This is a genomic window from Ectopseudomonas khazarica (genome assembly GCF_017915135.1).
In the GTDB taxonomy this organism is placed as follows: Bacteria; Pseudomonadota; Gammaproteobacteria; order Pseudomonadales; family Pseudomonadaceae; genus Aquipseudomonas; species Aquipseudomonas khazarica.
In genome coordinates this window covers 2,520,572-2,533,956 of the sequence record NZ_CP068551.1, presented here as the reverse complement: position 1 = coordinate 2,533,956, position 13,385 = coordinate 2,520,572, and the positions used below count along the sequence as shown (strand labels likewise).

13 protein-coding genes are annotated in these 13,385 nt (G+C 63.0%); 10 read left to right on the top strand and 3 right to left on the bottom strand.

The features are described from left to right. The first annotated feature begins 109 nt into the window (after nucleotides 1-109). From trxB to infA, 4 genes are all read left to right on the top strand, one after another. Nucleotides 110-1,060, top strand: coding sequence for a thioredoxin-disulfide reductase (gene trxB / locus JLK41_RS12035; protein ID WP_037055914.1), 951 nt, complete (start codon nucleotides 110-112; stop codon nucleotides 1,058-1,060). Between the two features lie 54 nt (nucleotides 1,061-1,114). Further along, a complete protein-coding gene (gene aat / locus JLK41_RS12030; protein ID WP_210391079.1) occupies nucleotides 1,115-1,795 on the top strand; it encodes a leucyl/phenylalanyl-tRNA--protein transferase in 681 nt (226 codons plus the stop codon). 54 nt (nucleotides 1,796-1,849) lie between these two features. Further along, complete coding sequence (locus JLK41_RS12025; protein WP_037055910.1) at nucleotides 1,850-2,557, top strand: arginyltransferase; 708 nt, start codon at nucleotides 1,850-1,852, stop codon at nucleotides 2,555-2,557. A 138-nt stretch (nucleotides 2,558-2,695) separates the two neighbouring features. Continuing rightward, entirely contained in the window at nucleotides 2,696-2,914 is a 219-nt protein-coding gene (infA, locus tag JLK41_RS12020; protein WP_002553999.1) for a translation initiation factor IF-1, read from the top strand. Between the two features lie 93 nt (nucleotides 2,915-3,007). Here the strand turns inward: infA and clpA are convergent, their stop codons facing one another. Then, nucleotides 3,008-5,278, bottom strand: a complete 2,271-nt coding sequence (gene clpA, locus JLK41_RS12015) for an ATP-dependent Clp protease ATP-binding subunit ClpA (RefSeq protein WP_037055908.1) — start codon at nucleotides 5,276-5,278, stop codon at nucleotides 3,008-3,010. A 29-nt stretch (nucleotides 5,279-5,307) separates the two neighbouring features. Further along, on the bottom strand, nucleotides 5,308-5,670 hold the full coding sequence (clpS, locus tag JLK41_RS12010; RefSeq protein ID WP_037055907.1) for an ATP-dependent Clp protease adapter ClpS: 363 nt from the start codon (nucleotides 5,668-5,670) through the stop codon (nucleotides 5,308-5,310). Between the two features lie 231 nt (nucleotides 5,671-5,901). On the opposite strand from clpS, the gene cspD reads away from it, so the two are divergent. Then, nucleotides 5,902-6,171 carry a cold shock domain-containing protein CspD gene (gene cspD / locus JLK41_RS12005; protein ID WP_037055906.1) on the top strand — a complete coding sequence of 90 codons (270 nt, stop codon included), beginning with the start codon at nucleotides 5,902-5,904 and terminating at the stop codon, nucleotides 6,169-6,171. A 74-nt stretch (nucleotides 6,172-6,245) separates the two neighbouring features. Here the strand turns inward: cspD and icd are convergent, their stop codons facing one another. Next, the gene (icd, locus tag JLK41_RS12000) at nucleotides 6,246-7,502 is read right to left on the bottom strand and encodes an NADP-dependent isocitrate dehydrogenase (protein WP_037055905.1); all 1,257 of its coding nucleotides are present in this window, start codon (nucleotides 7,500-7,502) and stop codon (nucleotides 6,246-6,248) included. Nucleotides 7,503-7,862: 360 nt separating this feature from the next. On the opposite strand from icd, the gene JLK41_RS11995 reads away from it, so the two are divergent. From JLK41_RS11995 to JLK41_RS11975, 5 genes are all read left to right on the top strand, one after another. Then, a complete protein-coding gene (locus tag JLK41_RS11995; protein ID WP_210391078.1) occupies nucleotides 7,863-10,091 on the top strand; it encodes an NADP-dependent isocitrate dehydrogenase in 2,229 nt (742 codons plus the stop codon). 97 nt (nucleotides 10,092-10,188) lie between these two features. Continuing rightward, nucleotides 10,189-10,629, top strand: coding sequence for an NUDIX hydrolase (locus tag JLK41_RS11990; protein ID WP_037055902.1), 441 nt, complete (start codon nucleotides 10,189-10,191; stop codon nucleotides 10,627-10,629). 109 nt (nucleotides 10,630-10,738) lie between these two features. Then, entirely contained in the window at nucleotides 10,739-11,851 is a 1,113-nt protein-coding gene (mnmA, locus tag JLK41_RS11985; RefSeq protein ID WP_134675876.1) for a tRNA 2-thiouridine(34) synthase MnmA, read from the top strand. After that, nucleotides 11,848-12,468, top strand: a complete 621-nt coding sequence (hflD, locus tag JLK41_RS11980; protein WP_037055898.1) for a high frequency lysogenization protein HflD — start codon at nucleotides 11,848-11,850, stop codon at nucleotides 12,466-12,468. Before mnmA ends, hflD begins: the two co-directional genes overlap by 4 nt. A gap of 2 nt (nucleotides 12,469-12,470) precedes the next feature. Further along, nucleotides 12,471-13,334 (top strand): DMT family transporter, encoded by an 864-nt coding sequence (locus JLK41_RS11975; protein WP_134675878.1) that lies wholly within the window; start codon nucleotides 12,471-12,473, stop codon nucleotides 13,332-13,334. The last annotated feature ends 51 nt before the right edge of the window (nucleotides 13,335-13,385 follow it).

The following is a 13,385-nucleotide window of genomic DNA, read 5'->3' as shown; positions in this document are numbered from 1 at the left end:
AAGCTCCCGCACTTGCCCTGCTTCGGTGTAGCATAGCCGCCAGCAGCTTCCATGCGGCTCAATTGGAGCACGCATTCTCTTTTGTGACAAAGGCTTATGGGGTTTTTTTATGAGCGAAGTCAAGCATTCACGCGTGATCATCCTGGGTTCCGGCCCTGCCGGTTATAGCGCCGCCGTGTACGCCGCGCGCGCCAATCTCAAACCCGTGGTCATTACCGGCATCCAGCCTGGCGGTCAGCTCACCACCACCACCGAAGTGGACAACTGGCCGGGTGACGTCGAAGGCCTCACCGGCCCTGCCCTGATGGAGCGCATGCAGAAGCATGCCGAGCGCTTCGACACCGAGATCATCTACGACCATATCCACACCGCAGAGTTGCAGAGCCGCCCCTTCGTCCTCAAGGGCGACAGCGGCACCTATAGTTGCGACGCGCTGATCATCGCCACCGGCGCCAGCGCCCAGTACCTCGGCCTGCCGTCGGAAGAGGCATTCTCCGGCAAGGGCGTTTCCGCCTGCGCGACCTGCGACGGTTTCTTCTACCGCAACCAGGTGGTCGCAGTGATCGGCGGCGGCAACACCGCTGTGGAAGAGGCACTGTACCTGTCGAACATCGCCAAGGAAGTGCACCTGGTGCACCGCCGTGACAAGCTGCGCTCGGAGAAGATCCTGCAGGACAAGCTGTTCGACAAGGTCGAGAACGGCAACATGCGCCTGCACTGGAACCACACCCTCGACGAAGTGCTGGGCGACCAGACCGGCGTGACCGGCGTACGCCTGAAAAGCACCCAGGACGGCAGCACCCAGGACCTGGCCCTGGCCGGCGTGTTCATCGCCATTGGCCACAAGCCGAACACCGAGCTGTTCGTCGGCCAGCTGGACATGCATGACGGCTACCTGAAGATCAAGGGCGGCAGCGAAGGCAACGCCACTGCCACCAGCATCGAGGGTGTGTTCGCTGCCGGCGACGTGGCCGACCACGTCTACCGCCAGGCCATCACTTCGGCCGGCGCCGGCTGCATGGCCGCGCTGGATGTCGAGAAGTTCCTCGACAGCAACTGATGGCACCAGGGCGAGCACCCCGCTCGCCCTCCCCTGCCCCGCGGACGGACGCGCATGCTGACCTGGCTGCAACGTGATTCCCTGCAGTTCCCGCCACTGGCCAAGGCCATGCGCGAACCGAACGGCCTGCTGGCTGCGGGCGGCGACCTCAGCGCCGACCGTTTGATCAGCGCCTATCGCCACGGCTGCTTCCCCTGGTTCCAGGACGGCCAGCCGATCCTCTGGTGGTCACCGGACCCGCGCACCGTGCTGCTCCCCAACGAACTGCATGTTTCGCGCAGCCTGGCCAAGTTGCTGCGTCAGCAACGCTACCGCGTCAGCTTCGACCAGGATTTCGCGGCTGTGATCAACGCCTGCGCAGGGCCACGCAGCTACGCCGACGGCACCTGGATCACCCAGGGCATGCAGGATGCCTACCTGCAGCTGCATAAGCGCGGCATCGCCCACTCGGTCGAGGTCTGGCTCGACGACGAGCTGGTCGGCGGCCTCTATGGCCTGGCCATGGGACAACTGTTCTTTGGCGAATCCATGTTCAGCCGCGCCGACAACGCCTCGAAAGTCGGTTTCGCCACCCTGGTGGGCAAGTTGCATGAATGGGGCTTCGCGCTCATCGACTGCCAGATGCCCACGCAGCACCTGCACAACTTCGGCGCCAGGGCCATACCGCGCGCCACGTTCGCCGAATACCTGCAGCGCCACCTCGACCTGCCCAGTGCAGCGGACTGGCTCGCCTAGTCGACTGGCCAACCCTGACATACACTCTTAGTCAGGTTTTCCCGAGACACCGCCATGACCGAGCTGGCCCGCCTGAAGTTCTATGCCACTCAGCCACATCCATGCAGCTACCTGCCGGAAGAACAGGCGACGACCCTGTTTCTCGACCCCAGTCAGCCCATGGACGTGCTCGTCTACGCCGAACTTTCGGAAATGGGCTTTCGCCGCAGCGGCGATCACCTGTACCGCCCACACTGCCAGCAGTGCACCGCCTGCATCCCGGCACGCATCCCGGCAGCGCTGTTCACGCCGAACCGCCAGCAGCGGCGCATCCTCAAGCGCAACGAGGACGTCAGCGTGCGCTCGGTGCGCCCGGCATTCACCGAAGAGTATTACGCCCTCTACGTTCGCTACATCGAGCAGCGCCATGCCGATGGCGACATGTACCCGCCCAGTCGCGACCAGTTCTCGACCTTTCTCGTCCGGGACCTGCCATTTTCTCGTTTCTATGAGTTCCGCCTGCGCGGCAAACTGGTCGCCATCGCGGTCACCGACGTGCTGCCGAACGGCCTGTCGGCGGTCTACACCTTCTATGATCCGGACGAGGAGCGCCGCAGCCTCGGGCGCTTCGCCATTCTCTGGCAGATCGGCGAGACCGCACGTCTGGGCCTCGAAGCCGTCTATCTGGGCTACTGGATCAAGAACTGCCGCAAGATGAACTACAAGACCCAGTACCGGCCCATCGAGCTGTTCGTCAATCAGCGCTGGACACGGCTGACCTAGCGCACCTCCCGCCCCTTCAGCCCCAGGCAAAGCACCAAGCCACTTGGCGCAGCCCCCTGTTTTCGGGCACAATGCACGCCGCTTTTGCCTGGGGCCAGTCGCGCCGGGCCATTTCCTGGATACCGAGGGCTTTACTGCATGTCGAAAGAAGACAGCTTCGAAATGGAAGGCACTGTCGTCGACACCCTGCCCAACACCATGTTCCGCGTGGAGTTGGAAAACGGGCACGTCGTTACCGCGCACATCTCCGGCAAGATGCGCAAGAACTACATCCGCATTCTCACTGGTGACAAGGTGCGCGTCGAGCTGACACCTTATGACTTGAGCAAGGGCCGCATCACCTACCGCGCCCGCTAAGCCAAGCACCAAACGAAAACGCCCGGCGACTGCCGGGCGTTTTCGTTTGCGCGTGCAGCGCGGGCCTCCCTGGCCTACACCGCCGCATCCCGATCAGGCGACTTCCGCCGTCGTCTCGAACTCGAAGCTTGGCTCGCCATCGCGAATGTCGATGTGCACCACACCGCCATGCTCGGCCAGCTCGCCAAACAGGATTTCCTCCGCCAGCGGACGCTTGATCTTGTCCTGGATCAGTCGCGCCATCGGCCTGGCCCCCATCATCACGTCGTAGCCACGTTCGGCCAGCCAGCTGCGCGCCGCGTCGCTGACTTCGAGCGTGACCCGCTTGTCCTCCAGCTGCGCCTGCAGTTCGGTGAGGAACTTGTCGACGATGCTCTTGATCACTTCGTGGCTCAGACGGCCGAACTGGATGATGGTATCCAGGCGGTTGCGGAACTCCGGCGTGAAGCTCTTCTTGATGACTTCCATGGCATCGGTGGAGTGATCCTGCTGCGTGAAGCCGATCGACGCACGCGATGCGGTTTCCGCACCGGCATTGGTGGTCATGATCAGGATCACGTTGCGGAAATCCGCCTTGCGCCCGTTGTTGTCGGTCAGCGTGCCGTGGTCCATCACCTGCAGCAGCAGGTTGAAGACTTCCGGGTGCGCCTTTTCGATCTCGTCGAGCAGCAGCACGCAATGCGGCTGCTTGGTGATCGCCTCGGTCAGCAGGCCACCCTGATCGAAACCGACGTAGCCGGGCGGCGCGCCAATCAGGCGCGACACGGTATGCCGCTCCATGTACTCGGACATGTCGAAGCGCACCAGCTCGATCCCCATGGCCTTGGCCAGCTGCCGCGCGGCCTCGGTCTTGCCCACCCCGGTGGGGCCGGCGAACAGGAAGGAGCCGACCGGCTTGTCCGGTGCCTTGAGGCCGGCCCGCGACAGCTTGATCGCGGTGGCCAGCGAGTCGATGGCGGCATCCTGACCGAATACGGTGAGCTTGAGGTCGCGCTCCAGGTTTCGCAGCAGCTCCTTGTCGGAGCTGGACACGTGCTTTGGCGGAATCCGCGCGATCTTGGCGACGATGTCCTCGACCTGCGCCACGTCGATGCGGGCCAGACGCTTGTCTTCCGGCTGCAGGCGCTGGTAGGCGCCCGCCTCGTCGATCACGTCGATGGCCTTGTCCGGCATATGGCGGTCGTTGATGTAGCGCGCCGCCAGCTCGGCCGCCGCACGCAGCGCCTCATCGCTGTATTCGATGTGATGGTGCTGCTCGAAGCGGGCCTTGAGCCCCTTGAGGATGCCGTAAGTGTCATCCACCGAAGGCTCAACCACGTCGACCTTCTGGAAGCGCCGCGCCAGTGCGCGATCCTTCTCGAAGATGCCGCGAAATTCCTGGAAGGTGGTCGAACCGATGCAGCGGATCTCGCCGGAGGACAGCAGCGGCTTGAGCAGGTTGGAAGCATCCATCACCCCGCCGGATGCGGCCCCGGCACCGATGATGGTGTGGATCTCATCGATGAAGAGGATGGCGTGCGGACGCTTGCGCAGCTCGTTGAGCAGCGATTTGAAGCGCTTCTCGAAGTCGCCACGGTACTTGGTGCCCGCGAGCAAGGCGCCCAGGTCCAGCGAGTAGACCACGCTGTCGGCAAGCAGGTCAGGCACCTGTTCGTCGACGATGCGCTTGGCCAGGCCCTCGGCGATGGCGGTCTTGCCGACACCGGCCTCACCGACCAGCAGCGGGTTGTTCTTGCGCCGACGCGCGAGGATCTGCGCCACGCGCTCGACCTCGTGCTCGCGCCCCACCAGCGGATCGATCCGCCCCTGGCGCGCAAGCTCGTTGAGGTTGCTGGCATAGGCATCGAGCGGATTGCCGGAGGTAGCGGAATCACCGCCCTCCTCATCCTGCATGTCCTGATCGCTTTCGTGGTGATCACCATGCCCCGGCACCTTGGAGATGCCATGGGCGATGTAGTTGACCACGTCGATACGGGCCACGCTCTGCTGCTTGAGCAGGAACACCGCCTGGCTTTCCTGCTCGCTGAAAATCGCCACCAGCACATTGGCACCGGTGACTTCACGCTTGCCGGAGCTCTGCACGTGGAACACCGCGCGCTGCAGCACGCGCTGGAAGCCCAGGGTCGGCTGAGTCTCGCGCTCCTCGTCGTGCTGGGGAATCAACGGAGTGGTGGAGTCGATGAATTCCTGCAGGTCATGGCGCAGCTTGTCGAGGTTGGCCCCACAGGCCCTTAGAACACTGGCGGCGGCCTCGTTATCCAGCAGGGCCAGCAGCAGGTGCTCGACCGTCATGAACTCATGACGTTTTGCACGGGCCTCCTTGAAAGCCAGATTGAGGGTGACTTCGAGCTCTCGATTCAACATAGCTTCACCTCATACCCAAGTGGCCGGCGTTAACCGTCCTTCTCTATTTCACAGAGTAGCGGATGCTGGCTCTCACGCGCATATTGGTTGACCTGCATGGCCTTGGTCTCCGCAATGTCGCGCGTGTAAACCCCACACACCGCACGCCCCTCTGTATGGACGGTCAGCATGATCTTGGTCGCCAGCTCCCGGTTCATGCCGAAAAAGGTTTCAAGTATTTCGACGACGAAGTCCATCGGTGTGTAGTCGTCATTGAATAGGACCACCTTGTACATCGGTGGTGCCTGCAGTGCTGGCTTGGATTCCTGAACAGCGATACCAGAGGAGTCATCCTCATGCTCTGCCGGGTGATCCTGATTGAATGTTAGTCGAATCTGGCTACTTGCATGCATGCTGAATTCAGAGGTTCAGGGCTGGGCGAACTGGGATGCTAGAGGGAGTTTGACTGAGTTCTCAGCCATCCGCCGTATAGCCTTGACTATCGGCAAAAGGGTGTTACAACCAATGAATACCCACTAGTGGGTATCAGGGGTTCCACGCCTTCGCCCAGCCTGGTCGGTTATCGCGCGGAATCGAAGTGGATGATACTCCAGAGATGGAGTCCTTTGCAGAGGGATATCAGCATGCTCAGCGGTAAGGTCAAGTGGTTCAACAACGCCAAAGGCTATGGATTCATCCTGGCCGACGGCCGAGATGAGGACCTGTTCGCCCACTACTCGGCCATCCAGATGGACGGTTATAAAACGCTCAAGGCCGGCCAGCCGGTCCGCTTCGAGATCGTGCAGGGTCCCAAAGGACTGCATGCCATCAATATCAGCGCGGTGACCGCCACTCAGGACGCCCCAGCGGCCGTACCCCAGGCGCAAGATATCGCGAGCACTGTCGAAGTCTGAGCATCCTGGCAAATCGCCACAAGAAGGCCGGTCATGTGACCGGCCTTTTTTTCATGCGCTGATCGAGTATCCGATCACATGTGGCTGATCATCGCGTCACCGAACTCGGAGCACGACAGCAGGGTCGCACCCTCCATCAGGCGCTCGAAGTCATAAGTGACAGTCCTGGCCGCGATCGCGCCATTGGTGCCCTTGATGATCAGGTCGGCGGCCTCGCCCCAGCCCATGTGGCGCAGCATCATCTCAGCCGAGAGGATGACCGAACCCGGGTTGACCTTGTCCTGGCCGGCGTACTTAGGCGCAGTACCGTGAGTGGCCTCGAACATTGCCACCGAATCCGACAGGTTGGCCCCCGGCGCGATGCCGATGCCCCCGACCTCGGCCGCCAGGGCGTCGGACAGGTAGTCACCGTTGAGGTTGAGCGTGGCGATCACGTCATACTCGGCCGGGCGCAGCAGGATCTGCTGCAGCATGGCGTCGGCGATCACGTCCTTGACCACGATGTTCTTGCCGGTCTTCGGGTTCTTGAACTGCATCCACGGGCCGCCATCGAGCAGTTCGGCGCCGAACTCCTCACGGGCAATCTCGTAGCCCCACTCCTTGAAGGCACCTTCGGTGAACTTCATGATGTTGCCCTTGTGCACCAGGGTCACCGAGCCACGATCGTTGTCGACCGCATACTGCAGTGCCTTGCGCACCAGACGCTTGGTGCCCGCCTCGGAAACCGGCTTGATGCCGATGCCGCACATGTCGGTGAAGCGGATCTTCTTGACGCCCATTTCCTCGGTGAGGAACTTGATGACCTTCTCCGCCTCGGCGCTGCCGGCCTTCCACTCGACACCGGCATAGATGTCTTCGGAGTTCTCGCGGAAGATCACCATATCCACGTCGCCCGGCTTCTTCACCGGGCTGGGCACGCCCTCGAACCAGCGCACCGGGCGCAGGCAGACGTACAGGTCGAGCTCCTGGCGCAGGGCCACGTTGAGCGAACGGATGCCGCCACCGACAGGCGTGGTCAGCGGCCCCTTGATCGAGACCACGTAATCACGCACGGCCTCCAGGGTTTCTTTCGGCAGCCAGGTGTCCTGGTCGTAGACCTGGGTGGCCTTCTCGCCGGCGTAAACTTCCATCCAGGAGATCTTGCGGGTGCCGCCATAGGCTTTCTCGACGGCCGCGTCGACGACCTTGATCATCACCGGAGAAATATCGACGCCGATGCCATCACCCTCGATGAACGGGATGATGGGGTTGTTCGGTACATTCAGTGACATATCGGCGTTGACGGTGATTTTGTCACCGCTGGCTGGCACCTGGATCTTTTGGTATCCCATGCTGGACTCCATCTTGTGGTTAGACAGTGTGCATCCCCGAGAGTAGCGCAAACCGCTTGGCGAGACACATGTGCGAAGGTCTTATTCAACTGGGCATTCTGCGGCGAGGTGCCGCAGTGGTATACTGCTTAGGTGACTAACGAGTCATAAGGGGCGACCTGACTGGAACCAGACAGCAGCCTCTTGCAACCGGTAGACGGCCACCACTGCCTGTCGGTTCGAAATGCTCGACACTCTACGGGTGCATCCAACATCACCGCGGCGAGTCCTCGACCCGGCCCCACCATCCTGGGGCTCAAGCGCCTACCCGCGCAGGTCGAGTTTCTATGCGCGCTCAGCAAAGAAGAGAGTTAACCCTAAATGTCCACCCCTTCGAAGATCATCTACACCTTCACTGACGAAGCTCCAGCCCTTGCCACCTACTCGCTTCTGCCCATTGTGGAAGCCTTTGCCGCCTCGGCTGACATCTCCGTTGAAACCCGCGACATCTCTCTTGCTGGACGGATCCTGGCAAGCTTTGCCGACCGCCTGGACGCCGACAAGCGCATCGACGACGACCTCGCCAAACTGGCCGAACTGACCCTGCAGGCCGACGCCAACATCATCAAGCTGCCGAACATCAGCGCCTCCGTGCCGCAGCTCAAGGCTGCCATCGCCGAACTGCAGGCGCAGGGCTACGCCATCCCCAGTTTCCCGGAAGACCCGCAGAGCGAAGAAGACAAAGAAGTTCGCGCGCGTTACGCCAAGGTCCTGGGCAGCGCCGTGAACCCGGTCCTGCGTGAAGGCAACTCCGACCGCCGCGCCCCGGCCGCCGTCAAGGCCTACGCCCGCAAGCACCCGCACAGCATGGGCAAGTGGAGCATGGCCTCGCAGTCCCACGCCGACTACATGCGCGGCGGCGACTTCTTCTCCAGCGAGCAATCGATCACCATGGCCAAGGCCGGTGACGTGCGCATCGAGTTCGTCGGCAAGGACGGCAAGGTCGAAGTCAAGAAGCAACTCGCCCTGCAGGAAGGCGAAGTGTTCGACAGCATGTTCATGAGCTGCCGCAAGCTGCGTGACTTCTTCGAGAAGACCCTGCAGGACTGCAAGGAGACCGGCGTGATGTGGTCCCTGCACGTCAAGGCGACCATGATGAAGGTCTCCCACCCGATCGTCTTCGGCCATGCCGTCAGCGTCTACTACAAGGACGTGTTCGACAAGTACGGCGACCTGTTCAAGGAGCTGGGCGTCAACCCGAACAACGGCATCAGCAGCGTCTACGACAAGATCAAGTCGCTGCCGGCCTCGCAGCAGGAAGAAATCCTTCACGACATCCACGAGGTCTACGCCCATCGCCCGGAAATGGCCATGGTCGACTCGGTCAAGGGCATCACCAACCTGCACATCCCGAGCGACGTGATCGTCGACGCCTCGATGCCGGCGATGATCCGCAACTCCGGTCAGATGTGGGGCAAGGACGGCAAGCAGAAAGACACCAAGGCCGTCATGCCGGAGAGCACCTACGCGCGCATCTACCAGGAGATGATCAACTTCTGCAAAACCAACGGCGCGTTCGACCCGACCACCATGGGCACCGTACCGAACGTCGGCCTGATGGCGCAGAAAGCCGAAGAGTACGGCTCTCACGACAAGACCTTCGAAATGACCGCCGACGGCACCATGCGCGTCGTCGCTGCCGACGGCAGCGTGCTGATGCAGCACGAAGTCGAAGCCGGTGACATCTGGCGTGCCTGCCAGACCAAGGATGCGCCGATCCGCGACTGGGTCAAGCTGGCCGTCACCCGCGCCCGTCAATCCGCCACCCCGGCCATCTTCTGGCTGGACCCGGAGCGCGCCCACGACTGCGAACTGCGCAAGAAGGTCGAGCTGTACCTGCAGGACCACGACCTGACCGGCCTGGACATCAGCATCATGGGCTACAACGAAGCCATCCGTGCCAGCATGGAGCGCCAGATTCGCGGCCAGGACACCATCTCGGTGACCGGCAACGTCCTGCGTGACTACCTGACCGACCTGTTCCCGATCATGGAGCTGGGCACCTCGGCCAAGATGCTGTCCATCGTTCCGCTGATGGCGGGCGGCGGCATGTACGAAACCGGCGCCGGCGGCTCGGCACCCAAGCACGTGCAGCAGCTGGTCGAAGAGAACTACCTGCGCTGGGATTCGCTCGGTGAGTTCCTGGCCCTGGCCGTGTCCCTGGAAGAAACCGGGATCAAGACCAGCAACGCCAAGGCCAAGGTTCTCGGCAAGACCCTGGACCAGGCCACTGGCAAGCTGCTGGACAACAACAAGTCCCCGGCGCGCAAGGTCGGTGAAATCGACAACCGCGGCAGCCACTTCTACCTGGCCCTGTACTGGGCCCAGGCCCTGGCCGCCCAGGACGACGACGCAGCCCTGAAGGCTCACTTCGCACCGCTGGCCAAGCAGCTCACCGAGCAGGAAGCCACCATCGTTGCCGAACTGGCTGCCGTACAGGGCAAGCCGGCCGACATCGGCGGCTACTACCGCTCCAACCCCGAGCTGACCAGCAAGGTGATGCGCCCCAGCAACACCTTCAACGCCGCCCTGGCCTCGCTGAACGCCTGATAGGGCTTGAGCGTGAAAAGAACCCCGGCCCCGTGCCGGGGTTCTTTTTTATAGCGCGAACCCCTGCCCCCCAACACTTCCCCGTGGAGCCAACGACATGCAGTGGCAACCCCATATCACCGTGGCCACGGTCATCGAAGACCAGGGCCGCTTCCTCTTCGTCGAAGAGTTCAAGGCCGGGCGTCTGGTGCTCAACCAGCCTGCCGGACACCTGGAAGCCAACGAATCGCTGCGCGAAGCCGCGCTGCGTGAAACGCTCGAGGAAACCGGCTGGGACGTGGAGCTGACCGGCCTTCTGGGCATCTACCTCTACACCGCGCCAAGCAACGGCGTGACCTACCAGCGCGTGTGCTTCAGCGCCCGTCCACTGCGCCATGACCCCGCGCGCGAACTGGACAGCGACATCAGCGGCATCACCTGGCTGAGCCGTGACGAACTGGCCGCGCAACCCGAACGCTGGCGCAGCGAGCTGGTACTGCGCTGCGTGGATGATTATCTGCAGGGTGTCAGCGGCTCACTGGAGCTGCTCCGTGACTGACCGTCGCGGCGGCAACGCCGATCCCGCGCACGCGGCGCGTCGTCGTGTGGGGCGGACCAAGGCTTTCTGGTAGACTCGGCAGCTTTTCAGGCTTCACTCGCAGATTCCCATGCAAGCACCTAGCACCCAACGCGTGATCGTCGGCATGTCCGGCGGCGTCGATTCGTCCGTTTCCGCCCTGCTGCTGATGGAACAGGGCTATCAGGTCGAAGGCCTGTTCATGAAGAACTGGGACGAAGACGACGGTACCGAGTACTGCACCGCCATGGACGACCTGGCCGACGCCCAGGCCGTATGCGAGCGCATCGGCATCAAGCTGCACACCGCCAACTTCGCCGCCGAGTACTGGGACAACGTGTTCGAGCATTTCCTCGCCGAATACAAGGCCGGACGCACGCCGAACCCGGACATCCTGTGCAACCGCGAGATCAAGTTCAAGGCCTTCCTCGACTACGCCCTGTCGCTCGGCGCCGACCTGATCGCCACCGGGCACTATGTGCGCCGCCGCGATATCGACGGCCGCACCGAGCTGCTCAAGGGACTGGACCCGAACAAGGACCAGAGCTATTTCCTGCATGCCGTCGGCGGCGAGCAGATCGCCAAGACCCTGTTCCCGGTTGGCGAGCTGGAAAAACCGCAGGTACGCGCCATTGCCGAGAAGTACGAACTGGCCACGGCGAAGAAAAAGGATTCCACCGGCATCTGCTTCATCGGTGAACGTCGTTTCAGCGACTTCCTCAAGCAGTATTTGCCTGCCCAGCCGGGCGACATCGAAACCACCGACGGCCAGGTGATCGGGCGCCATCACGGCCTGATGTACCACACCATCGGCCAGCGCCAGGGCCTCGGCATCGGCGGCATGAAGGACGCCGGCGATGACCCCTGGTACGTGCTGCGCAAGGACCTGACGCGCAACGTGCTGATCGTCGGCCAGGGCAACGAACACCCCTGGCTGTTCTCCCGCGCCCTGCTCGCCTCGGAAATCTACTGGGTCAACCCGGTGGACCTGAGCAGCCCGCGTCGCCTGACCGCCAAGGTGCGCTATCGCCAGCGCGACCAGCTCTGCACCCTGGAGCAGAGCGAGAACGGCTACCGCGCCGTCTTCGACGAGCCGCAGCGCGCCGTCACCCCGGGGCAGTCCGTGGTGTTCTACGACGGCGAGGTGTGCCTCGGCGGCGGCGTGATCGAAAGCGCAGAAGCCTGGCACGAGGACGCCCGATGACCCCGCTTCAGGAGCAACTGGTTGCACTCGGCGCCGTGTTCGAAGCGGCCGTGCTGGCGGACAAGATCGCCCGCACCGGCCAGGTCAGCGAAGCCTCGATGAGCTGCATGCTCGGCAGCCTGCTGGTACGCGACCCGAAGAGCACGCTGGACGTGTATGGCGGCGACGACCTCAACCTGCGTGACGGCTATCGCGCCCTGATCAGCTCGCTGGAGCGCAATCCGGCCGCCTTGCAGCGCGAGCCGCTGCGCTATTCCCTGGCCCTCATCGGCCTGGAGCGGCAACTCGACAAGCGCGACGACATGCTGCAGATCATGGGCAGCCGTCTCGACCAGATCCAGCAGCAGGTGGAGCATTTCGGCCTGGTGCACGACAACGTCATCGCGGCCTGCGGCGGCCTGTATCAGGACACCATCAGCACCTTCCGCCAGCGCATTCAGGTGCATGGTGACATGCGCTTCCTGCAGCAGCCGAACAATGCCGCGAAGATTCGCTCCCTGCTGCTGGCCGGCATCCGCTCGGCACGCCTGTGGCGACAACTGGGCGGACACCGCTGGCAGCTGGTATTCAGCCGCGGCAAGCTGCTCAAAGAACTCTATGAACTGATGCGCACCTGACCATGAGCCCAGCCAGCCGCAGCGTCAAACCCCTCCAGGGTGCCCTGCTGCTGGCGCTCTCGGCCCTGTTGTTCGCCTTTACCGGCGTTGGTATTCGCGAGATATCCGTCAGCGTCAACAACGAGTCGGTGGTGTTCTTCCGCAACCTGGTCGGCGTGCTGTTCTTCCTGCCCCTGGTCCTGGTCCGCGGCGTCGCGCCGATGCGCACCACTCGCCTCAAGTCGCACCTGTGGCGCACCACCTACGGCCTGGCGGCGATGTACTGCTTCTTCTACGCCATCGCCCACCTGCCCCTGGCTGACGCCATGCTGTTCACCTACTCGGCGCCGGTCTTCACCCCGCTGATCGCCCATCTCTGGCTGAAAGAGCCGCTGACCCGGCGCATGCTGGTCAGCAGCCTCGTCGGCCTGTGCGGCGTGCTGCTGGTGGCCAAGCCCAGTGCCGCACTGTTCGAGGGTGCCGCCCTGATCGGCCTGGCCGCCAGCCTGCTGGCAGCCTTCGCCTTCGTTTCCATCCGTGAAATGAGCGACAGCGAGCCGGCCACCCGCATCGTTTTCTACTTCTCGCTGTTCAGCGCGCTGTTTTCCGCCATTCCGCTGACCTGGAGCTGGCAGCCGCTGGACGCCACCCAGCTGGGCTGGCTCGTCGGCATCGGCCTGCTGGCCACCGCCAGCCAGATCATCATGTCCCGCGCCTACGGCCTCGCGCCGCCGGGGCTGATCGGCCCCTTCGCCTACCTGGCCATCGTCTTCGGCGGCATCATCGCCTGGCTGCTCTGGGACGAGACGCCGGACACCCTGTCGCTGCTCGGCGCGGCGCTGATTTTCGCCGCCAGCCTGCTATCGGTCGCCAGACGCAGCGCATAGGCGGCGAAGCGTTGGTTTTCATGTATGATATGCGCCCTTTTCTTCAGAGGT